15 protein-coding genes and 2 tRNA genes are annotated in these 20,976 nt (G+C 69.4%); 6 read left to right on the plus strand and 11 right to left on the minus strand.

Annotation, left to right across the window (positions count from 1 at the left end; genetic code table 11):
* Positions 1-227: 227 nt before the first annotated feature.
* Positions 228-401, plus strand: a complete 174-nt coding sequence (locus WH07_RS39975; RefSeq protein ID WP_157877440.1) for a hypothetical protein — start codon at positions 228-230, stop codon at positions 399-401.
* Between the two features lie 89 nt (positions 402-490).
* Here WH07_RS39975 and WH07_RS27015 read toward each other — a convergent pair whose 3' ends face one another.
* The 3 genes from WH07_RS27015 to WH07_RS27025 all read right to left on the minus strand — a co-directional run bounded on the left by WH07_RS27015 (position 491) and on the right by WH07_RS27025 (position 5,967).
* The gene (locus WH07_RS27015) at positions 491-3,727 is read right to left on the minus strand and encodes an AfsR/SARP family transcriptional regulator (protein WP_046505357.1); all 3,237 of its coding nucleotides are present in this window, start codon (positions 3,725-3,727) and stop codon (positions 491-493) included.
* A gap of 267 nt (positions 3,728-3,994) precedes the next feature.
* Entirely contained in the window at positions 3,995-4,651 is a 657-nt protein-coding gene (locus tag WH07_RS27020) for a response regulator (RefSeq protein WP_046505360.1), read from the minus strand.
* Entirely contained in the window at positions 4,648-5,967 is a 1,320-nt protein-coding gene (locus WH07_RS27025; protein ID WP_046505389.1) for a sensor histidine kinase, read from the minus strand. The genes WH07_RS27020 and WH07_RS27025 overlap by 4 nt, the downstream gene beginning before the upstream one ends.
* A gap of 132 nt (positions 5,968-6,099) precedes the next feature.
* Here WH07_RS27025 and WH07_RS27030 point away from each other — a divergent pair, with 132 nt between their 5' ends.
* Together WH07_RS27030 and WH07_RS27035 are read left to right on the plus strand one after the other, a co-directional pair.
* A complete protein-coding gene (locus WH07_RS27030; RefSeq protein WP_052744571.1) occupies positions 6,100-6,876 on the plus strand; it encodes a class I SAM-dependent methyltransferase in 777 nt (258 codons plus the stop codon).
* A gap of 197 nt (positions 6,877-7,073) precedes the next feature.
* Entirely contained in the window at positions 7,074-8,567 is a 1,494-nt protein-coding gene (locus WH07_RS27035) for a hypothetical protein (protein WP_046505362.1), read from the plus strand.
* Positions 8,568-8,666: 99 nt separating this feature from the next.
* Here WH07_RS27035 and WH07_RS27040 read toward each other — a convergent pair.
* The 8 genes from WH07_RS27040 to WH07_RS27075 all read right to left on the minus strand — a co-directional run bounded on the left by WH07_RS27040 (position 8,667) and on the right by WH07_RS27075 (position 16,274).
* Positions 8,667-8,739, minus strand: a tRNA-Arg gene (locus WH07_RS27040).
* Between the two features lie 234 nt (positions 8,740-8,973).
* Entirely contained in the window at positions 8,974-11,292 is a 2,319-nt protein-coding gene (locus WH07_RS27045) for an FdhF/YdeP family oxidoreductase (protein ID WP_046505364.1), read from the minus strand.
* Between the two features lie 59 nt (positions 11,293-11,351).
* Positions 11,352-11,864, minus strand: coding sequence for an SRPBCC family protein (locus WH07_RS27050; RefSeq protein WP_046505367.1), 513 nt, complete (start codon positions 11,862-11,864; stop codon positions 11,352-11,354).
* Positions 11,865-12,095: 231 nt separating this feature from the next.
* Positions 12,096-12,440, minus strand: coding sequence for a DUF6510 family protein (locus WH07_RS27055; protein WP_332836376.1), 345 nt, complete (start codon positions 12,438-12,440; stop codon positions 12,096-12,098).
* 1 nt (position 12,441) lies between these two features.
* Positions 12,442-13,200 (minus strand): ferredoxin reductase, encoded by a 759-nt coding sequence (locus tag WH07_RS27060; protein ID WP_046505369.1) that lies wholly within the window; start codon positions 13,198-13,200, stop codon positions 12,442-12,444.
* Positions 13,170-13,769 carry a molybdopterin-dependent oxidoreductase gene (locus WH07_RS27065; RefSeq protein WP_046505372.1) on the minus strand — a complete coding sequence of 200 codons (600 nt, stop codon included), beginning with the start codon at positions 13,767-13,769 and terminating at the stop codon, positions 13,170-13,172. The genes WH07_RS27060 and WH07_RS27065 overlap by 31 nt, the downstream gene beginning before the upstream one ends.
* A gap of 166 nt (positions 13,770-13,935) precedes the next feature.
* Positions 13,936-15,603, minus strand: coding sequence for a PP2C family protein-serine/threonine phosphatase (locus WH07_RS27070; RefSeq protein WP_198533902.1), 1,668 nt, complete (start codon positions 15,601-15,603; stop codon positions 13,936-13,938).
* 598 nt (positions 15,604-16,201) lie between these two features.
* Positions 16,202-16,274 (minus strand) — tRNA-Arg (locus WH07_RS27075).
* A 316-nt stretch (positions 16,275-16,590) separates the two neighbouring features.
* Here WH07_RS27075 and WH07_RS27080 point away from each other — a divergent pair.
* The 3 genes from WH07_RS27080 (at position 16,591) to WH07_RS27090 (ending at position 20,925) form a co-directional block, all read left to right on the plus strand.
* Positions 16,591-18,180, plus strand: coding sequence for a dynamin family protein (locus tag WH07_RS27080; protein ID WP_046505397.1), 1,590 nt, complete (start codon positions 16,591-16,593; stop codon positions 18,178-18,180).
* A gap of 109 nt (positions 18,181-18,289) precedes the next feature.
* Positions 18,290-20,149: a YfjP family GTPase gene (locus tag WH07_RS27085; RefSeq protein ID WP_046505378.1), complete on the plus strand. Its 1,860-nt coding sequence runs from the start codon at positions 18,290-18,292 to the stop codon at positions 20,147-20,149.
* A 197-nt stretch (positions 20,150-20,346) separates the two neighbouring features.
* Positions 20,347-20,925 carry a single-stranded DNA-binding protein gene (locus WH07_RS27090; RefSeq protein ID WP_079023589.1) on the plus strand — a complete coding sequence of 193 codons (579 nt, stop codon included), beginning with the start codon at positions 20,347-20,349 and terminating at the stop codon, positions 20,923-20,925.
* Positions 20,926-20,976: the final 51 nt, after the last annotated feature.

Raw genomic sequence — 20,976 nt, forward strand, 5'->3', positions numbered from 1 at the left:
CCGGGGCCCCCGTCCTGCCCCTGCTGATCGTGCCCCCGCTGGCGGGCCTCCACAGAGCCCACGATACGGCGCGGGGGTGCGTTGTACCCGCGCGTGGCGCGGCGCTTATCACCATGATCGATTATCTGCAAGCCGGCGTTTGAGCAGGTGCAACAGCCGATACCGTTGGGCCTGCGGGGACGGGAGCGGGTTCTGTGACAGGGCCCGCCGATACTTGTAGGAGAGCTGTGTTCCCTGGCTGTGCCACTTTCACCACGGCAGTTGTCCGCACCCTGTTCGCCGTCGCCATCGCCGTGATCGGGATCGGTGCGACGGCGATGTCCTCGGGCGACTCCGCCGAGCGGCCGGGCTCCGGCCGGTCGAGCACCGTGCTGGCGCTCGATTCGCGGTGGATGTGGTGACGCCGGTGGACGTGGTGACGCCGAGCGACGGAGCCGGTCGCGTGAGCCGCTGACCGTCTGCTACCGGGCGTACCGGCTCCCTGACCTGCTCAGGAGCCGGTCACGCCCCATTCGGCGAGAAGCTCCCGCAGACCCCGCGCCTCGGTCCAGGCGCCGAGGCTCTCGTAGAGAGCGATCGCCTGATCGCCGTAGCGGCGCGCGGACGCCATGCCATGGGACGACAGCGCGATGTGCGTGAGCCCGGCGAACGCGTGCGCCGTACCGAGCGGATAGCCGATGCCCTGGGCTATTTCCAGGGCCTGTTCGTACAAGGCACGCGCGGTCGCGAGCCGTCCCGACTCGCGCTGCATGTCACCCATGCCGAGCAGCGCGCGCTGCCTCTCGTACGCGTTGTCGATGCTCCGGGCCACTTCCTCCGCCATCGTGAAGTGCAGCAGTGCCTCGCCCCCGCGGCCGGTGTCCGCATAGGCCGTGCCCATACTGATCAAGATGCTGGCCTCGCCCATTCTGTCCCCGCTGGCCCGGTCGCTCCTGAGCGCACGCTGGTAGTGGGCGAGCGCCAGGTCCGTGTTCCCCGTTGCCTGGTGGACGGCGCCCAGATTGGTGTCCAGGATGGAGAGTTCCTGTCGTCCGCCGCGGAGCAGCGCGAACACCCGCGAGCGTTCGTAGTAGCGGCGGGCCTCCGCATGGCGGCCCTGGATGTAGCGCAGTTCGCCCAGGTTGTTCAGGGCCTTGGTCTGGCCCAGCAGATCACCGAGCCGCTCATGGATGGTGAGCATGGTCCGCACGCGCTGATGGGCCGCTTCGTACCGTCCCGCGTAGTACAGGGCTATGCCCTGGACATTGAGGCACTCGGCCTCCCCGCGGAGGTCCTGGACCTCCCGGTACAGCCCCACCGCCTCGTCCAGCACCCGTAGCGCCTGCTCACCCCGCCCCGCCGCCAAGTGCGCGCGGCCCGACTGGAGCAGGGCGTCGGCCCGGCCCGGTGGGTCCTTGAGGTCCTGGAAGAGCGACAGCGCCTCGCCCGCGTGGCGCTGCGCCTCGTCGTGGTCCTTCTGCGCCAGCACATCCGCGTGTTCCACCAGCGTCCGCGCCAGCGCCGCGCGGTCGTTGTCCGCCCGGAGTGCCGACGCCGCCGCGCCGTACAGTTCCGCCGCGATGTCCCACGTACCCCAGAGTTTGAGCGAGGCGGCCAGTACGTGGGGGAAGAGGGCCGCGTACGCCGGGGCTTCGGCGGCGGCGCGGCGGGCGACGGCGAGGAGGTTGGCGCGTTCCACGGTGAGCCAGACCGATGCCTCGTCCGTGTCGGCGAACCGGAGCGCGTACGGGGACTCCCGCTCCGGCGCCAGGGGGCGCGTACGGCGGTGGGGGTGGACGGCGCGGTCGGCGCGGTGAGCGGTGGTCAGGTAGTACGCGAACAGCCGGTCGACCGCTTCGTCGCGCACGGTCTCCGGTTCGGTGCGCGCGCCGGCGCGGAGACCGAAGGCACGAGCCAGGTCGTGCAGCCGGTACCGGTCGGGGACGGGCTCTTCGAGCAGATGCCCGTCGAGAAGTTCCTCAATGCCTTTGCGGATACACGCCATATCCGCACCGACGAGCGCCGCCGCCGCATGGAGCGTGATGTCGGGGCCGGTGTGCAGCGCCAGCCCGCGGAACAGTTCCTGTGCCGGCGCGCTCAGTTCGGCGTACGAGAACCGGAACGCCGAGGCGATGGCGTCGTCGAACTCGTCCAGCGGGTCGGCCGCCTGGGCCAGCCGGTCCAGCAGACGGCGCAGGTCCCAGGAGTCCCGGTGCCGGAAGCGGCTCGCCAGCAGTCGCAGGGCCAGCGGATGCCGGTCGCACGCGGCGACGACCTCGCGCAACGCCGTGGTGTCGCCGGACACCCGCGCGGCCCCCGCGATCCGGGTGAAGAGCGCGGCGGCCTCGGCCTCGGAAAGGACGTCCACGAAGAGCGTTCTGGCGCCGGCCAGCCCCGACAGCCGGTTCCGGCTGGTCACGATCGCGCGGCAGGTGGGGGCGCCGGGCAGCAGGGGGCTGACCTGGGCGGCGTCCCGGGCGTTGTCGAGGATGACGAGCGCGCGGCGCCGGGCCGTCCACTCCCGCCATCGAGCGGCGCGTTCGTCGAGCGAGTCGGGCAACGTGCCGGGGAAGCCGGAGGCGTGGAGCAGTATGCCGAGAGCCTCCGCCGGATCGTGGGGCTGCTGGTCGCCGTGGCCGCGCAAGTCCACGTACAGCACGTCGTCGGGATAGGACGTACGCAGTCGGTGCGCGGCGTGGATGGCGAGGGTCGTCTTGCCGATGCCGGGCATTCCGTGCACAACGGTCAGGGGAAGGGCCGTCGGTGACAGGGAGACCGGTACGCCGTCGTCGGATCCGGAATCCGCCGCGGAGCCGGGCGCCGGTCCGGTCGTGGCGTCTGCGAGAAGGATGCGGAGCTCACTCGTACGGCCGGTGAAGTCGGGGATGTCGCGAAGGAGGTTGTTACGGGGTTCCTCCGGCTCCGCGGTCGTTTCGGGCACGGCTCCCGCTGATCCGGTCAGTTCCGTTGGCCCCGGACCGCTGTCGGTCTCCATCAACGTACGGTCCTGTTCAAGGATCCGCAGATGCAGCTCCTGGAGCTCCGTCCCTGGTTCGATCCCCTGCCCCTCGTGAAGGCGCCGGTGTGTCGTGCGGTAGAGGGCGAGCGCCTCGTCGGGCCGGCCGGAGCGGTAGAGCGCCAGCATCAGCGAGGCGATCACCCGCTGGGCGAGGGGATTCTGCGCGGCCAGCTCGTGCAGTTCACCGATGAGGTCGGCGTGCCGCCCCAACTCCAGCTCCAGCTGTATCCGTTCCTCCCGTATGCGCCGGTAGTCCTCGGTCAGCCGGGCGCGGGTGGTCGTGGCCCAGGCGCTGGTGAATTCGGCGAGGGGTTCGCCACGCCAGTGGTGTTCGGCGGTCCGCAGCAGGCCGAGGGCGAGATCACGCTCGCCGCGCCCGGCCGCCGCCCCCGCGTCCTTGCGCAGCCGCTGGACGCGGAGCAGGTCGATGTCCTCGGGATCGACGAGGAGTTGGTACTGCCTCGGGGAGGGCCGCTTCACCTGCGCCAGGTCGCCGACGCCCCGGCGCAGGCGTCCCCGTAACCGGGACAGATAGGCGTGCAGGGTGTTCAGGCCGGTGGCGGGCGGGTCGCCGTCCCAGACGCGGTCCATCAGGGCGTCCACCGTGACCGGTTCGCCCCGGGCGTGGACCAGCACGGCCAGCACGCAGCGTTCTTTCACCGTACCGAGCCCGAACTGCCGTCCTTCGTGCCACAGTTCCAGGGGTCCCAGAGCAAGAAGGTCCACCATCGCCCCCGATGTGTGTGGTTCTTCCTGCCGAATCCGGCAGCGCCCGCACGTTCGCGCGTAACCCGGCCCAGTCTTGCCGCACCGGGCGGGGAGCGTCAGACGCGCATGGAGGCGTGCGAGGCGCATGGCCCGGACTACCGAGGCGCGGTCACGGGTAAGGACGCGCGCCCCGCGCCGCTCTTTTGCCGCTGAGTGAGGTACGTGCCGTGCCGCCGGATACCCCAGGGCACACACCGGCCGACCGGGCCGGAGTCGGCACGGCACAGGTCAGTCGTCGGTGCCGAGGCCCGCGTCGCGGGCCAGGAGGGCGGCCTGGACGCGGTTGCCGGCGTCGAGGGCGGTGAGGATCCGGCTGACGTGCGCCTTGACGGTGCTTTCGCGCATGCCGAGTGCTTTCGCGATCTCCGCGTTGGAGTCGCCGAGGGCCAGCCGGGCCAGTACGTCGGCCTCACGGGGGGTCAGCCGGGACACCTTGGCACGCGCTTCCAGGGCGGCCGGGCGGGCGGCGTGGTGGTAGTGGTCGATCAGCCGGCGGGCGGCGGCGGGGTGCAGCATGCCCTGGCCGCCCGACACCACATGGACCGCCCGGATGATCTCGCGCGGATCCGTGTCCTTGAGGAGGAAGCCGTCCGCGCCCGCGGTGAGCGCGTCGTACACGTACTCGTCGAGGTCGAAGGTGGTCAGGGTGATCACCCGGGGCGGGGAGGGCAGAGCGCGGAGGTGGCGGGTGGCGGTGATGCCGTCCATACGGGGCATCCGTACGTCGACGAGGGCGATGTCGACCCGGTGCCGACCGGCCTCCTCGATGGCGGCCAGCCCGTCCGCGGCCTCGGCGACGACGGTGAGTTCCGGATCGGTGGCCAGCAGGTCGACCAGTCCCAGCCGCACCAGGGCGTCGTCGTCGACCACCAGGACGTTGATCATGAGACGGACACCTGGGGGAGAGCGGTGCCCGGTGCGAGATCGGAAGCAGGACACGGGGTGGCCGACGACACCGGCAACCGGGCGGAGAGCCGCCAGCCGCCGCCCGTCGCCCCCGTGTACAGATGCCCGCCCAGCGCCGAGACCCGCTCCGCCAGACCTATCAGGCCATAACCGCCGGACAGGGCGGAATCCGTGGCCGCGGGCAGCGCGGCTTCCCCGGGCGCGGTGGACGGCTCCCGTACCGCCGGAGGCTCTGCTACGGCGAGACCTTCGGCCACGGCCTCGGGCACCGTGAACTCCCTGGCGTCCACGACCGCACCGTTGACCACCTCGACCGTCGTGGCAGGCGGTCCGTAGTGCACCCGCACCCCGACCGGTGCCGTGCAGGCGTGCTTACGGGCGTTGGTCAGCGCCTCCCGTACGAGCCGGTGCACCGCGAGCCGGTGACTGGTGGAGGCGCTCGCCGCGTCACCCGACACCTGCGAATCGATCAACTGGCCCGCGGCGCGCGCCTCGGCGAGCAGCTCGGCCAGATCCTGGAGCGCGGGTGCGGCGACAGCCTTCGTACGGCCACTCCCCGTCGGGGCCTCCGAGCGCAGCGCTCCCAGCACTTCCCGAAGATCGTCCAGTGCCTGCCCGGCCGTGCCGCGCAACAGGTCTATCCGCGCGACGACCGCGGGCGGCAGTGACTGCGCATGCATCTGAAGCACCCCTGTGTGCAGCATCAGCAGGCTCAGCCGGTGGGCGAGGACATCGTGCATCTCGCGGGCGATCCGCGCCCGCTCCGCCGACCGGGCCTGCTCGGCACGGAGTTCGCGCTCCACCCGGAGCTGTTCGACCTGCTCCCTGAGCGCCTCCATCAGCCGGCGCCGGCTCCCGGCCCACATTCCGAGGGCCAGGGCCAGGCCCGCCAGTACGGGATTGCCCAGTCCGGTCCATGTGGTCACCCGCCCCTCCAGCAGCGACTGCCCCCGCGCCAGGGCGATGGCCAGCCAGGGCACCCCGGCGACGACGGCGATCGCCAGACACACCCACATCTCGCGCAGCCGGCCGCGCGAGGTGAAGTGATACAGCACCACCAGGAGCGGCAGCACACAGCCGCACGCGATGGAGGCCAGCGCGAGAACCGCCGTGGTACGGGCGATCCGGTAGCGGCCGAGGGCGGCGAACGAGGCGATCACCCCCACCCAGGGGGCCGGATCGGCCAGCGTGCCCCCGGCCGAACGGAAGCCTTCCAGGATGGACAGGAGGGCGAGCACCACCACGGACGGCGCCTCCACCCACAGCGGAATACCGCGTCCGGGCTCGGATTTCACCGTGCCATCGTATGGATCGGTGAAGAGGTCCGTCCCCGGCCGTACGGGCACGGGCACCCCCGACTTTCGTCGGGCATCGCCGTCGCACAACAGCCGATTCCACGGCATCCGGCACTCCCTAGCGTTCTGGACATGGCACTTCCTTCGCTCCGCACGTCAGCATCCGGCACCTCGGCGGCCGGGCAGACCCGGGACCGGCGTACCCCGGCCCGGCGGCTCGCCGACCGTCGGCTGTTCTTCGCCGAGACGTTCCGGACGTTCCGTACGACCGGGGCCGTGACCCCCAGCGGCCGGCGCCTTGCCGAGGCCCTCGCCACGCCGCTGGCACAGCCTGCCGGGAGGCCGCGCGCGATACTTGAGGTCGGGGCCGGGACCGGCGCGGTCTCGCGGATACTGGCCGGTCTGCTCGGCCCTGAGGACACGCTGGATCTGGTCGAGTCCAACCCTCGTTTCGCGCGGGTGCTGGAGGCGGATCTGCATTCCGACCCACGGCTGGCGCGCCATGGGAAGCGCATAGGTCTGATCGCCAAGCCGGTGCAGGAGCTCGATCCCGGGGCCCGTTACGACGTGATCGTGTCCGGGCTGCCGTTCGCCAACTTTCACCCCGGAGAGGTGTCCGACCTGCTGACGCGGTATCTGGCGGTGCTCAATCCCGGCGGCCAGTTGACGTATTTCGGTTACCGGGGCACGGCGCGGTTCCGTGCGCTGGTGGGTTCCTCGCGCAGTCTGGCGCGGCACGGCGGGGTCGCGCACGTACTCGACTCGTTCCAGCAGGCCCATGCCACCGGCTGCCGCACCGTGTGGGCCAATGTCCCGCCGGCGCGCGTGTGGAGCCTGTCCGCAGGTCATGACGACGACCGGCTGGAGGCGGCGATACCGCCGCCCAGGTCCCCGGGGCATGACTTCTGACCGGGCCGTACGTCTCGCCACCCGTCGGCGCTCGTCCCGCGTCCCCGCTGAGCGGCGCGGGCCTGCGGCCGGGCGGCTGTTATTGCCATGTACCGTTCAAAGGCTCGTTACTTGATGGCGTTTCGCCCGATGATCTACGCGCGGAGAGTGGGCCCTCTGTACGCTCACCGCCCCCCTCGTACACGGAGGTTTGACGGATGCTCGGATCAGGGAATTCCCGCCGCCGCAGACTCATCGGTGCCACCGTCGTTCTCGGTGCGCTCACCGCCGGTACCGCGGCTCAGACCGCCCAGGCCGTCCCGGCCGGCCAGGCAGCTCCGGGTGCTCAGGCGGCGCCGGCCGCCGCCGCGGCCACCCACCGGGTGCTGTTCGACAACGCCCATGCCGAGACCGCCGGCAACGCCGACTGGATCATCAGCACCAGCCAACCCGACCCGCTGGGCCAGAACCCCTCGCCCACCTCGGACACCTCCTGGACCGGAGCCCTCTCGTCCTGGGGCGTGGCCCTCCAGCGGACCGGCGACTACAGCCTCAAGACCCTCCCGTCCAGCGGCTCGATCACGTACGGCTCGTCGAGCTCCACCGACCTGACGAACTTCGACACCTTCGTGCTGCCCGAGCCGAACGTCCTGCTGACCTCGGCCGAGAAGACCGCGGTGATGAAGTTCGTGCAGAACGGCGGCGGCCTCTTCCTGGTCGCGGACCACACCGGCGCGGACCGCAACAACGACGGTGAGGACGCCGTCGAGATCATCAACGACCTGATGTCCAACAACAGCGTGGACAGCACCAATCCGTTCGGCTTCTCGGTCGACACCCTCACCGTCGGTTCCGACTACCCCCGTGCGATCAGCGACAGCGGCAACCCGGTGCTGCACGGCTCGTTCGGTACGGTCACCAAGAGCCTGATCGCCAGTGGCACCACCGCCACCCTCAGGCCCGCCGACAACTCCTCCGTCAAGGGCCTTCTCTACCGCACCGGTTACTCCGGCAACACCGGCGCGTTCTTCGCCACCAGCACCTTCGGCAGCGGCCGGGTCGCCTTCTGGGGCGACAGCTCGCCCATCGACGACGGCACCGGCCAGTCCGGCAACACCCTCTACGACGGCTGGCGGGACAGCGGCGCCACCAACGCCGCGCTCGCCCTCAACGCCACCGAGTGGCTCTCCTCGGGGACCGGCGGCGGTGGGGACGGCGGCGGTGACGGAGGCGGCGGTGGCACCTGCACCGTGGCCCAGCTCCTCGCCAACCCCGGCTTCGAGTCCGGCAGTTCCTCGTGGACGTCCTCCAGCGGTGTCATCACCAACAGCACCGGCCAGGCGGCCCGCACCGGCTCGTACAAGGCATGGCTCGGCGGCTACGGCACGGCCCGCACGGACACCCTCTCCCAGACCGTGACCATCCCGTCCGGCTGCGCCGCGACCTTCAGCTTCTATCTGCACATAGACACCGCGGAGACCTCCAGCACCGCCTACGACACCCTCAAGGCACAGGTGCTGAACAGCTCCGGTACGGTCCTCAGCACCCTGGCCACCTACTCCAACGCCAACGCCGCCTCCGGCTACACGCGGCGCAGCTTTGATCTCAGCGCCTACGACGGCCAGACCGTGACGCTCAAGTTCACCGGCGTCGAGGGATCCAAGCTCCAGACCTCGTTCGTCATCGACGACACCGCGCTCAATGTGAGCTGACGACGGGCGGCCGGCATCCGGCCCCGGCTCGACGGAGGGGGCGGTATGCGGTGTTCGTACCGCGTACCGCCCCCGTACCAGGCGCTTCGCGCGTAGAAGTGCCCCCGGCAGGGATCGAACCTGCGGCCAAGTGCTTAGAAGGCACCTGCTCTGTCCACTGAGCTACGGGGGCTCGCTGACCTGCACAAACGCAGCCCTCCGGCGCGGACCCGGCACCGGTGGGTACCTCCCTACAATATCTTTACAGCGGGCCTTCCGGAGGATGTCACTGTTCGCAGTGCTCGCTCATGGCGAGGACGTCCGGCGCGGCGGCGCGAACGCGGCTCGCCGGTGCCTGACCCGGCGGAACCGACGGTGGCACCGGCCGGAGCCGGCGCCATCCAGGTCTCCCCCGTGGCTCGTACGGTTACCTCGCCGCCCGCCGCGTGGAGGGTTCGAGGCGGATGACGATCCCTTTGGAGGTCGGTGTGTTGCTGATCTCCGCGACGCTGTCCAGTGGTACCAGGACATTGGTCTCGGGGTAGTACGCGGCGGCGCAGCCACGCGCGGTCGGGTACGAGACAAGGCGGAAATCGTCCGCACGCCGCTCGATTCCGTCGCGCCACACGCCGATGAGATCCACCTGACTGCCGTCGGTGAGGCCGAGTTCCTTGAGATCGGCCGGGTTCACCAGCACGATCCGCCTGGATCCGTGGATTCCGCGATAGCGGTCGTCCAGGGTGTACGGGATGGTGTTCCACTGGTCGTGGGACCGCATGGTCTGGAGGACCAGATGCCCTTCGGGAGCTCCCAGCATCTGGAACTCGTTCGCGGTGAACATGGCCTTGCCGCTCGGGGTGGGGAACACGCCTTCGTTCACCGGGTTGGGCAGTCCGAAACCTCCGGGACCGGTCACGCGCTCGTTGTAATTCTCGAATCCCGGGACCACGCGGGCGATCCGCTGCCGGATGTTGTTGTAGTCCGCCTCGAATTCGGCCCAGGGCACATCGGCCGCGTCCGGCCTGTCGCGAAGGGTGAGACGGGCGAGCTTGGTGAGGATGGCCACCTCGCTGAGCAGTTTCTTCGAGGCCGGGTCGAGCCGTCCGCGCGAGGCGTGCACCTGGCTCATCGAGTCCTCGACGGTGATGAACTGTTCGCCGCTCGCCTGCCTGTCCTTTTCGCTGCGGCCGATGGTCGGCAGAATGAGCGCGATGTCGCCGCAGACCGTGTGCGAGCGGTTCAGCTTGGTCGAGATATGGGCCGTGAGACGGCACCGGCGCATGGCCTGCTCCGTCGCCCGGCTGTCGGGTGTGGCTCGTACGAAGTTGCCCGCGAGGCCCACGAAGACCCTGGCGCGGCCGTCACGCATGGCCCGGATGGAATTGACGGTGTCCCAGCCGTGCTCGGCAGGCGGGGTGAACGAGAATTCGCGCCCCAGCGCATCCATGAATTTCTGCGGCATCTTCTCCCAGATGCCCATGGTGCGGTCGCCCTGGACATTGCTGTGGCCGCGCACCGGGCATGCGCCGGCGCGGGGTTTTCCGATATTCCCGCGCAGCAGCAGGAAATTGACGATCTCCCGGATCGTGGGCACCGCGTGCCTGTGCTGTGTCAGGCCCATCGCCCAGCAGACGACGATCCGTTCACTGCGCAGCACCAGATCGCGTACCTTCTCGATCTCCGGGCGTCCAAGTCCGGTCGCAGCGCGGACATCGCGCCAGGACAGGCTGCGGACATGTTTTTCGAACTCGGTGAAACCGCTGGTGTGGTTCTGGATGAAATCATGGTCGAGCACTGTGCCCGGACGGGCGTCCTCGGCCTCCAGCAGCAGCAGATTCAGTGCCTGGAAGAGCGCGAGGTCGCCGCCGACACGGATATGCAGAAACCGGTCGGAGATCTGGGTGCCCCGGCCGATCACACCGCGTACCTCCTGCGGGTGCTTGAACCGGATGAGTCCGGCCTCGGGCAAGGGATTCACGGCGACGATATGGCCGCCGTTGAGCTTGGTCTGTTCCAGGGCGGTGAGCATACGAGGGTGATTGCTGCCCGGATTCTGGCCCACCAGAAAGACCAGATCGGCGTGGTGGATGTCCCGTAGACTCACATCCCCCTTGCCGACGCCGAGCGTTTCGTGCAGCGCGGCACCGCTCGACTCGTGGCACAAATTGGAGCAGTCGGGAAGATTGTTGGTGCCGAAGGCGCGTGCGAAGAGCTGGAATACGAAGGCCGCCTCATTGCTGGCCCGCCCGGACGTGTAGAAGACGGCTTCGTTGGGGGACTCCAACTGCCGCAGTTCTCCGGCGAGCAGGCCGAGCGCTTCGTTCCAGTTGACGGGCTCGTAATGGTCGGAGCCGGCGCGCTTCACCATGGGTTCGGTGAGCCGCCCCTGCTGGTTGAGCCATCGGTCCGATTTCCCGGCCAGCTCACTGACCGAATACCGCTCGAAGAAAGGCGCCCGGATCCGCCGGGAGGTGGCTTCGTCATTGACGTGTTTGGCGCCGTTCTCGCAGTACTCGTTCTTGGTCCGGTGCCCGGGTACGGGATCCGGCCACGCACAGCCCGGGCAGTCAAATCCCCGGGTCTGGTTCATGTTCAGCAGTGTCAGAGCCGTACGCCGGAGAGAGGTCTGCTCCAGTGAGTACTCCATCGCGTGCTCCACCGCGGGCACACCGGTCGCCCAGGTCTTGGGGCGAGTAATGCGTGGGTTGTCACCGCTCGGGTCGGCGACCGGTGGTTTTCTCTGCACAAGCCTCAGCCTTTCGCATAGGGAATTCCGCCATCCGCCGCTCGGCCCGTGGGCACCGCTCAGCCCGTGGGCCAGGTCGGAACCAGCGGGCCGCCCAGTGCGGGGTCGGGCCGTACTCGTCCGGACCGGATCTCGCCCCGCCAACTCCCGGTCTCCCGCCCCTGTACCTCGATGAATTCCTTGAAGGACTCCATGCCCCGGTCGATTCGGCGCTGTGCGAGATTCAGGGCGCTTCCGGTTTTGTGGACCACTCCGCACGGTGTGAGATCCAGCCGCAGATTCACCCGTGTACGCCCGGAGTCGAGGGATTCGAAGGTGACAGTTCCTTTGTGCCGGGGCTCGGTCAGCATCAGCCAGGACAGTCGTTCATCGGGATGCTGTTCCACGATCTCCGCGTCGAACTCGCGGGTGACCGCGCCGAATCGGGCGATCCAGTGGGTCAGCGCGCGCTGCGGCTGCTGAATGCTCTCCACCCCTTCCAGGAAGCGGGGAAAGCTTTCGAACTGCGTCCACTGGTTATAGGCGGTACGGACGGGAACGTCGATGTCTATCGACTTCTCGATGATGGTCATTCCGGCTGATCCCTCCGCTGCCAGAAACGTAACAGGGCGGTTAGGAATGTGCGTGTCACGGGATAGTCATGGGGATAAGCAATTTTCATTAGATACCGATATGAATCGGTGTGCATGTCGTACGGAACCGCGCGTGCCGAATGGGTGAACGAAGGCCGGGGCCGCGCAGCCGGGCCGCGCACGCCGGGCTGCGCAAGCCCGGGCCGCACTCGTCGGGCCGTACGGGCGCCTTCAGGGGCCGAGGGGGATTCTGAGCGTGGTGGCTCCCCGGAGATCGAGCCACGCGCTCTCGGTTCCGCGGACCAGCCGCATGATCACCTGGTCGCAGTCGGGACAGCGGGCCACCAGCCCCGGCGCACGCCCGTACACCCGCAGCCGCGCGACCGGGCCCGTACTGCCGCAGTGGGCACAGCGGCTGAGGGCGCCGGTCAGATCGACCGCGAAGATTTCGGAGAGCGGCCCCGCGAGCACATTGCCGTCCTCGTACGCGTACACCATGGGCTCTTCGCCGTGGGACGGGCCTTCTGCGCGCGGGCCTCGCGCGGTCGGGCCGTGCGTGGGTTCCATCGGTTCCATGTCAGCCTCCGGTGGGACCGAAGCGTTCGGTACGAATGCGCTCCGGAGCATGGTTGTTGGCGACCAGATAAGTGGCCGCGGTCTCGACAAAGCCCGTGGGGCCGCAGACGTAACAGGTCGGCTCGAAGTCCGCCGGCCATCCCCAGCGCACCAGGTCCTCGCCGGTCAGCCGGCCTGCCGCCCGTGGCCAGCCGGACGGCGCGGTGCGCGTATAGAGGAAGGTGGTGTCGAGTCCCGGTTCGCCGCGGCTCAGTTCCGGTACGTAGATACGGTCTTCGCTGGCGCGTACGGAGTACATCAGCCGGAACGGGACACGGCTGCCCGCCGCCCGGCGCACCCGGATCATCGACATCAGCGGCACCAGCCCGGATCCTCCGGCCACCAGCAGCACCGGCTCGGACTGCTCTTCCGGCCGCCATACGAACCAGCCGCCGACCGGTCCGCGCACCTCGACCGGATCCCCGACGGCCAGTTCGTCCGTCAGATACGGGGAGACCTCGCCGCTCTCCACCCGCTGGACCGTCAGCTCGATCCGGTCGCCGTCCGGCGCGGAGGCCAGTGAGTAGCTGCGCTGGGTGCTGTATCCGTCCTCGGCGGTCAGCCGCAGGTCGAGATGCTGCCCCGGCAGATGGCCGGGCCAGCCGGGAACGACCAGGGTCAGCGTCTGCGCCGTCGCCGATTCGAACCGCCGCCCGACCAGCTCGGCCGTGCTCCAGCGCAGACGGTCGCCTAGTCGCCTTGGTACCGCTGTTCGCGCCATGGGTCTCCGTAGTCGTGGTAGCCGGCGCTCTCCCAGAAGCCCGGGTCGTCCTCGGGCATCAACTGGATTCCGTGCACCCACTTCGCGGACTTCCACAGATACAGATGCGGAACCAGCAGCCTGGCGGGACCACCGTGCTCCGGGGCAAGCGGGGCTCCGTCGTACTCGTACGCGATCCACGCCCTGCCGTCGAGCAGGTCCTCCAGCGGGAGGTTGGTCGTATAACCGCCGTACGAAAAGACAAGCGCGAAATCGGCGGCCGTTTCCACATCGGCGAGCAGGAGATCCAGCGATACGCCCTTCCAGATGGTGTCGAATTTCGACCACTTGGTGACGCAGTGCAAATCCACCGTGGGGGTCTCCGCAGCCAGGTCCATGAGCCGGCCCCAGTCCCAGGCATGCCGGACGCCGGTCTCGGTCGTGATCGTGAATTCCCATTCCTCGCGGCTCACGCGCGGCGTGGGCCCGGCGGACAGAACGGGGAAATCGAAGGTTTCGTACTGCCCAGGGGGCAGTTTCCGCCCTGACTCAGGACGTCGCCCATGAAAACCACGCGAGATGACAGCCATGCTCCGCTCTCCTCCCTGGAGGCTCCGGCGATCGGGCGGTCGGCGGTACGGAACTCCAGGGTGCGCCTTTCACCCCGCTTTGTTCCACTCGGGTTCGGTTGGGGTTCTGCTGGGTCACCGGGGGCTCCCCCTGGGTTCCGCTGGGGCGATCGCCCGCCTGAGCCAGTCACCGTGGTCCGGTGCGCGCGAGCAGCAGTGCGACGTCGTCCGAGGGCGCCTTCGGGCCGATCATGGTGTCGACGGTGTGGCGGCACAGCTCGGCGAGATCGGACACCGGTGCCATCAGTGCTTTTCTGAGCCGGCCCAGCCCCATGTCGATATCGGCGTTCCGGGTCTCGATGAGTCCGTCCGTATACAGCGCGACAATGCTGCCCTCGGGAAGTTCGACATCGATGGATTCATAGGGCGAAAGGCCATAGCCGATTCCGGTTCCGCCGGGGACATCGACGAGAGCGACCTCGCCGGAAGGGCTACGGACCATGGGCGCGGGGTGGCCGGCCCGCGCCATGGACCAGATTTTCCGGGACGGGTCATAGACGGCATAGAGGCAGCTCGCGACGACGGTGCCGTTGAAGCCGTCGGCGTTCTCGTTCTCATTGGACAGACGAACGGCCAGGGCGTCGAGGCGGGTGAGAAGTTCGTCCGGCGGCAGGTCCAGGGTGGCGAGGGTGTGAACGGCGGTCCGCATCTGGCCCATGGTCGCCGCCGCGCCGATGCCATGGCCGACCACATCCCCTATGACCAGGGCGACTCGGCCGCCCGTCAGCCGAATGACGTCGTACCAGTCTCCGCCGACGCCTTCGTGCATGTCCGAGGGAAGGTAGTGCGACGCCACCTCCACCATCGGACCACCGTAAAGGTCATGAGGAAGAAGATTGCGCTGAAGCGCGAGCATCGCGGACCGCTCGCGGGTGTAGAGGTGAGCTTTGTAGACATGCAAAGAAGCCCGGAGTACCAGCTCCTCGGCGAAAAGAAGGTCGTCGTGGGAGAACGGTACGGGATTGTCATTGCGTACGAATACGGCTATCCCCAGGACTTCGTCACTCGTCTTCAGCGGTACCATCATCACCGAATGCATCCTGGTTCTGTTGATGACCTTGGCGCGGATGGGATCTTTGTCCAGCCAGGTGCCGCGCGACGTGTCCAGCACCGGTTCGAAATGCGAACGGCCCGATTCCAGCGCGTTCAGAAAGGGCGAGGGCCGCGGCACATAGACCGCCTCGCCGAGGGGGAATGTGGATTCCGGCAGACCGGGGTGGATCGAGGCGACACCGGCGCGGCGGAAAACCGGGATCCGCGCCCGTACCGGCTCCAGGCGGTTGAGCGGCGGGGTCTCACCGATGGGGACGGCGTCGGCGAGATCGACCGTTACATAGTCGGCGAGGAGGGGGACGGCCATGTCCGCCAGTTCCTGCGCGGTCGTCATGACGTCCAGGGTGGTGCCGATACGCCTGCTCGCCTCGCTGAGCAGGGCGAGACGGCGCCGGGCGCGACTCCTCGTAACGTCGGTCAGTGTCATACAGACACCGATGCCGCTTCCGGCCGTGCCGGTGACGGAGTCAACGGAATCGAGGGTATCGACGGCATCTGTTTTCCAGAGCGACAACGAAATCATGCGTTCCTCGCCGTAGCCGGAGACCAGCAGGAATTCATGATCGATGATCGGTTTCCCGTCCCGCAGGACTTGGCGGACCATCCGCTCGACGCTTACCGCCTCGAATCCGCGCATGGCGTCACGCAGAGGCGATCCCAGTACGCCCTGTGTCGCGAGCCGGTCCTTTGTGAACAGCGAGCTGACCCATACACACCGCAGTCGGTGATCCCACACGCTCATGAGACCGGGAGTCCGGTCAAGGAGCGCACGTATGGTCATGGTGCTCACTTCCGGCCTGGGGCGCCGGCGGATATCGTCCGACGCCTGTTAGATCGGCGTTAGAACGGCCAAGGGTACGGCCCCCATGATTCCAGCGCGGGAAAGATATGTCCTCGGGCGCTATTCGGAGAAGGGGGCGACGACGCGCGGGAGCGTGTCGTGATCGGTCCTGGAAAGCGGGTCGAGGAGACGGGCACGGATCGTCCCGACGTACGGACTGTCCCGACGAACTCCGGTGTGTGGAAGAGTTCTTGACAGGTGCGCATACGGGCAGTCCTGCTACGGGGAGCGGTTGGCGCGGGACGCGACGACGGCGGTGACGGCAGCAGAGCGCGTTCACGACGTCTGGCGCACTACCACAGTCGAGCGGTTCCGCCCGTAACGCCCATCGTGGGAGCGGCCGTTGAGCGCGGCCCTGAGCCCGGTTTCCGGTTCACCCGACCCAGGATTAGGCTGGTGCCGTCAGCCCAGGTCGCTCCCCGTCGAGGAGCGCGCCGTGACGGCTGCGAGGGCTGTGGGCAAGCCCTCCGTGCGGAGGGCCGTGCATCGCGCGTAGAAGCGCCCCCGGCAGGACTCGAACCTGCGGCCAAGTGCTTAGAAGGCACCTGCTCTATCCACTGAGCTACGGGGGCCGGGCGGTGGCCTCGGTGGCCTGGAGCCCTGGGTGGGTGGTTCCGTGACCTAGCCGGGACAAGGATAGGGCTCCGATCGCCTTGACCCGGTTGCTTCACGTGCGTGGCACGATGTGGAGGTTCGGTGAAGCGAACCGATAATCGCAGGCAGGTGCGATTTGCGCATCGCTTTTGGCCTCCCGCGCCCCGGGTGTTGTGCACTCGTTATGCCTGCGCCCCACTCGTCCCGTCTGTCCCCTGTGCTTGATCGGCGCGCAGAGATGCCTATACGCTTCAAAAAGGCTCCAAAATTGGGCATTCTTCGCATGTGGTGACCTTGGATGTACGGCCCGAGCTGATCGACGCACTTTCCGCACTGCGCGACTGTGTCGCTGCCGTGCGTCTACCGCTGCCCCTCCCGGGCGCGCCGCGTGCCCGGCAGACCAGGGCCGAGCTGCTCGCACAGCTCGACGACTATCTGCTGCCGAGGCTGCGGGACCCCGAGGCGCCTCTCCTCGCGGTCGTCGGCGGGTCCACCGGTGCGGGAAAGTCCACACTCGTCAACTCCCTTGTGGGGCGGCGGGTCAGCGAAGCGGGGGTGTTGCGGCCCACCACACGTACCCCCGTTCTCGTGTGCCACCCCGAGGATCACCACTGGTTCGCCGGAACGCGGGTGCTGCCGCATCTCACCCGGGTCTGGCTGCCGCAGCAGGAGGAGGACGGGGGAGCCGGCGCGGACACCCTGGGGAAGAACATGATCCGGGTGGAGACCGCGGCCTCCCTGCCCCGGGGGCTGGCGCTGCTGGACGCTCCGGACATCGACTCGCTCGTGGTGGACAATCGTTTGCTCGCCGCCGAGTTGATCTGCGCCGCGGATGTCTGGGTCATGGTCACCACCGCTTCCCGGTACGCGGACGCCGTCCCCTGGCATCTCCTCCGTACCGCCAAGGAGTACGACGCCTCGCTGATCACCGTTCTCGACCGGGTCCCGCACCAGGTGATCAACGAGGTGTCGCGGCAGTACGGGGCGCTTCTGCGGCGGGCGGGGCTCGGCGACGTACCCCGGTTCACCGTCCCCGAGCTGCCCGAGTCGGCGGGCGCCGGGCGCGGGCTGCTGCCGGCCACCGCCGTCGCGCCCCTGCTGGGCTGGCTCGCGCACCGGGTGCAGGATCCGGCGGCCCGCCAGCAGGCGCTCGTAAGGACCGCGGCCGGGGTGATCCATTCGCTGAACGTACGGATGCCGGAGCTGGCCGGGGCGGTGGCCGCGCAGTACGCCGCTTCCGTACGGCTCACCGCGGCCGTCGAGGAGGCGTACGCGGCCGAGGGCGAGCGGGTGCGCAGACAGCTTCAGCGCGGGGCGGTGCTCGCCGGGGACGCCCGTACCCGCTGGCGCGGCTACCCCCGGTACAGCTCGGCCCGGGAACTGCTCGACTCGCTGGCCGAGAGCCTGGGCGCGCTGCTGCAGTGCGCCGTCGCCGCGGCCGAGGAGCGGGTCACCGAGGCATGGCAGCGCGAGCCGGCGTCCGGCGGGCTGCCCGTACCGAGCCCGGACGGGGAGGGGGCGGAGCGGGTCGGGATCGCCGTACGCCGCTGGCGCCGCGTCCTGGAGGAGCTGGCCGAGGAGGAGGTACGGCGCATCGAACGGGGCTCAGCACCGGACGCCGAGACCGTGGCGGCCCTGCTCGCCGCGGCGCTGCTCGGGGGGCGGCGGTCGCGGGCCGCGGGGGAGCGGCTCGCGGAGCGGATCGGGGCGAGGGGCGCGCTGCGGCTGCGCGACCGGGGCGGGGCGCTGGTGACGACGTACATCGACCGCGTGCTGCACGGTGAGCGCGACCGGCGGCTGGCGCCGCTCGACGCCCTCGATGTGACGCCGGAGCCGCAGGCCGAACTTATTGCCGCGCTGTCCGTACTCCAGAAGGAGAGATGAGACCGAAGTGGCTGATGTGACCTCTGTTACGGACAAGGCCGATAAAGCCAATGGATCCAGTGGGGCCGATAAAAATACCAGGGCGGATTATGTAGGTAATGCGGTCGATATGAATAAAGCGAATATTGATAATAGTTCCGTCGTCGAGGGTGTGGACGAGCCAGGCGTCTCCGGCGCTTCCGGTGAGGCCTCCGGGGGCTGGGACGACGGACTGATCGCCCGCCGTGTCGCCGAGAAGGGCGCCGACAGCGAGCTGGACGGCGTGGGCGACCTCAGTGGTGTGCAGGGCACGCACGGGACACACGGCGTCCAGGGCCTGACCGGCGGTGGCCAGGAGGGCAGTGACGCCGCCCTCGGCGAGAGCGGCGCACACATGCCCATCGGCGGGATGTACGAAGGTCCGCTACGGAGGCGTCTCGACGCGCTCGGCCAACTGCTCGGGCTCTCCAGGGCCCGGCTCGACGGCTCGCTCCTCGCCGAGGCCGGGCGGGTCCTGGACGAGGCGTCCGCCCGCCAGCGGCTCTCCGCGCACCACACGGTCGTCGCCATCGCGGGGGCCACGGGCAGCGGCAAATCGACCCTGTTCAACGCGCTGGCCGGGGTGCCGATCTCGGAGACCGGGCTGCGCAGGCCCACCACCTCCGCCCCCATCGCCTGTATGTGGTCGGACGGCGCGGCCGGGCTGCTCGACCGGCTGGCCATCCCGGGGCGGCTGCGGCGCAGGCCGCTGGCGGGCGGCGACGGCGACGACCAGTTGCAGGGCCTCGTCCTCGTCGATCTCCCGGACCACGACTCGGCCATGGTCCACCACCGCGAGCAGGTGGACCGGGTGCTCGCGCTGGTGGACGCGGTGATCTGGGTCGTCGATCCCGAGAAGTACGCGGACGCCGCCCTGCACGAGCGCTATCTGCGGCCGCTGGCCGGGCACGCCGAGATCACCTTCGTCGTGCTCAACCAGATCGACCGGCTCCCCGGCGAGTCCGCGGACCTGGTGCTGGACGATCTGCGCCGGCTGCTGGACGAGGACGGCATGGCCCTCGGCGAGCACGGCGAGCCGGGCGCCACGGTCCTCGCGCTCTCCGCGCTCAGCGGGCAGGGCGTGGGCGAACTGCGCGAGCTGCTGGGACGGTTCGTACAGGAGCGGAACGCGCCGGCGCGGCGGCTCTCCGCCGATGTGGACGCGGCGGCGCTGCGGCTGCGTTCCGCGTATGTCGCGAAGGGGCGGCCCGGGCTCGGCGAGCGTTCACGCGAACAGTTCGCGGACCGGCTGGCGTGGGCGGTCGGCGCGGTCGCCGCGGGCGAGGCGGCGGAGCGCGAGTGGCTCAGGAACGCCGGGCGCGCGTGCGGGACGCCGTGGCTTCGGCTGTGGCGGTGGTACGAGAGCCGGCGGATGCCCGGCTACAAGCCGCCGCGGCCCCCGGTCGTGGTGGAAGAGGAGCTGACGGCTCGGCAGCGGGTCGAACAGGCGGTGCGTACGGTCGCCGAGGAGGCGTCCGCGGGGCTGCCCGCGCCATGGGCGAACTCGGTGCGCGAGGCGGCGGCGCGGGGGGCGCGCGGGTTGTCGGAGGCGCTGGACGAACTGGCGACGAAGGCGGCGGCCCCGAACGGACGGCCGCCGCGGCCCGCCTGGTGGCCCGCCGCCGTGATGGCGCAGGCCGTCATGACGCTGCTTCAGATCTTCGGCGGGCTCTGGCTGGTGGGGCAGATCGTCGGCGTACTGCCACCGGGGCTGATCCCGCCCGTGCTGGTGATGCTGGCGGGGATCATCGGAGGGCCGCTGGTGGAATGGGCGTGCAGTACGGCCGCGCGGGCGCCCGCACGGCGGTACGGGCAGGACGCCGAGCGGAGACTGCGGGAGGCGGCGGCGGGTTGCGGACGGGCCAGGGTGCTCGACCCGATCGCGGCGGAGCTGATGCGGTACCGGGAGGTGCGGGAACAGTACGTGGCGGTTTCGAGGGCGGGACGGTGACGGGGGGCCTCCCGGTGAAGGCCGGGCCGGGTGACGGGCGTCGGCGGTAGGCGCCGGGCGGCAGGGCGTCCGGCGGACCGGGTGACGGGGTTTTCCACAACTGGCCGGTAATACACAGGCTTCAGCGTGTTTCTTTCCGTCCCGTGCAGCATGGAATCAGTCAATGAGCCAATGCGGCAGGGACGGGAGGAGCCGTTATGAACGACACCATGGTGACGGTGGTGGGGAATGTGGCGACGGGCGTGGAATTCCGGGAGTCAGCGTCGGGCGGGGTGGCGCGCTTCAGATTCGCGGTGACCGCGCGCCGCTGGGACCGGCTGAAGAACGCCTGGGCGGACGGGCCGACGAGCTTCTACACGGTGTGGGCGTGGCGGACGCTGGGGGCGAATCTGGCCGCGTCGGTCTCCGTCGGCGAGCCGCTCGTGGTGCATGGCCGGCTGCGGGTGCGTGAGGACGAGCGGGAGGGACAGCGCAGGGTCTCGGCGGACATCGACGCGTTGGCGGTCGGACACGATCTGACACGTGGGACCTCGGCTTTCAGACGTGTGGCCAGGGCGGCTGCCGCACTGACGGAGCGTCATAAGGCAATGCCACAGGGGCAGGAGGGGCCGTTACGGGAGCGGCCTCGGGAGCGGCACGGACCGGAGCGGCACGGCCAGGAGTCGCTCCCTGAGGCGGTCGCGGAGTCCGTGGCGGCGGACATGGCGGCGGGTACGGGGGCCGTGGTGCCGGATCGGGGAGGTGACATGATTCCCCGCGCGATCCCCGTAGCCTGAGCGGCAGTTGTGGAGATTTGTCGATATGCCGAGGTGTATTCCATGGTTGCC

This window comes from Streptomyces odonnellii, assembly GCF_000981895.1.
GTDB classification, from domain to species: domain Bacteria; phylum Actinomycetota; class Actinomycetes; order Streptomycetales; family Streptomycetaceae; genus Streptomyces; species Streptomyces odonnellii.

What these genes read in the sequence shown, in the direction of transcription:
- WH07_RS27015 (WP_046505357.1), bottom strand. Translation starts at nt 3,727, where the DNA reads ATGGTGGACCTTCTTGCTCTGGGACCCCTGGAACTGTGGCACGAAGGA.
- WH07_RS27020 (WP_046505360.1), bottom strand. Translation starts at nt 4,651, where the DNA reads ATGATCAACGTCCTGGTGGTCGACGACGACGCCCTGGTGCGGCTGGGA.
- WH07_RS27030 (WP_052744571.1), top strand. Translation starts at nt 6,100, where the DNA reads ATGGCACTTCCTTCGCTCCGCACGTCAGCATCCGGCACCTCGGCGGCC.
- WH07_RS27035 (WP_046505362.1), top strand. Translation starts at nt 7,074, where the DNA reads ATGCTCGGATCAGGGAATTCCCGCCGCCGCAGACTCATCGGTGCCACC.
- WH07_RS27050 (WP_046505367.1), bottom strand. Translation starts at nt 11,864, where the DNA reads ATGACCATCATCGAGAAGTCGATAGACATCGACGTTCCCGTCCGTACC.
- WH07_RS27055 (WP_332836376.1), bottom strand. Translation starts at nt 12,440, where the DNA reads ATGGAACCGATGGAACCCACGCACGGCCCGACCGCGCGAGGCCCGCGC.
- WH07_RS27060 (WP_046505369.1), bottom strand. Translation starts at nt 13,200, where the DNA reads ATGGCGCGAACAGCGGTACCAAGGCGACTAGGCGACCGTCTGCGCTGG.
- WH07_RS27065 (WP_046505372.1), bottom strand. Translation starts at nt 13,769, where the DNA reads ATGGCTGTCATCTCGCGTGGTTTTCATGGGCGACGTCCTGAGTCAGGG.
- WH07_RS27070 (WP_198533902.1), bottom strand. Translation starts at nt 15,603, where the DNA reads ATGAGCGTGTGGGATCACCGACTGCGGTGTGTATGGGTCAGCTCGCTG.
- WH07_RS27085 (WP_046505378.1), top strand. Translation starts at nt 18,290, where the DNA reads ATGAATAAAGCGAATATTGATAATAGTTCCGTCGTCGAGGGTGTGGAC.
- WH07_RS27090 (WP_079023589.1), top strand. Translation starts at nt 20,347, where the DNA reads ATGAACGACACCATGGTGACGGTGGTGGGGAATGTGGCGACGGGCGTG.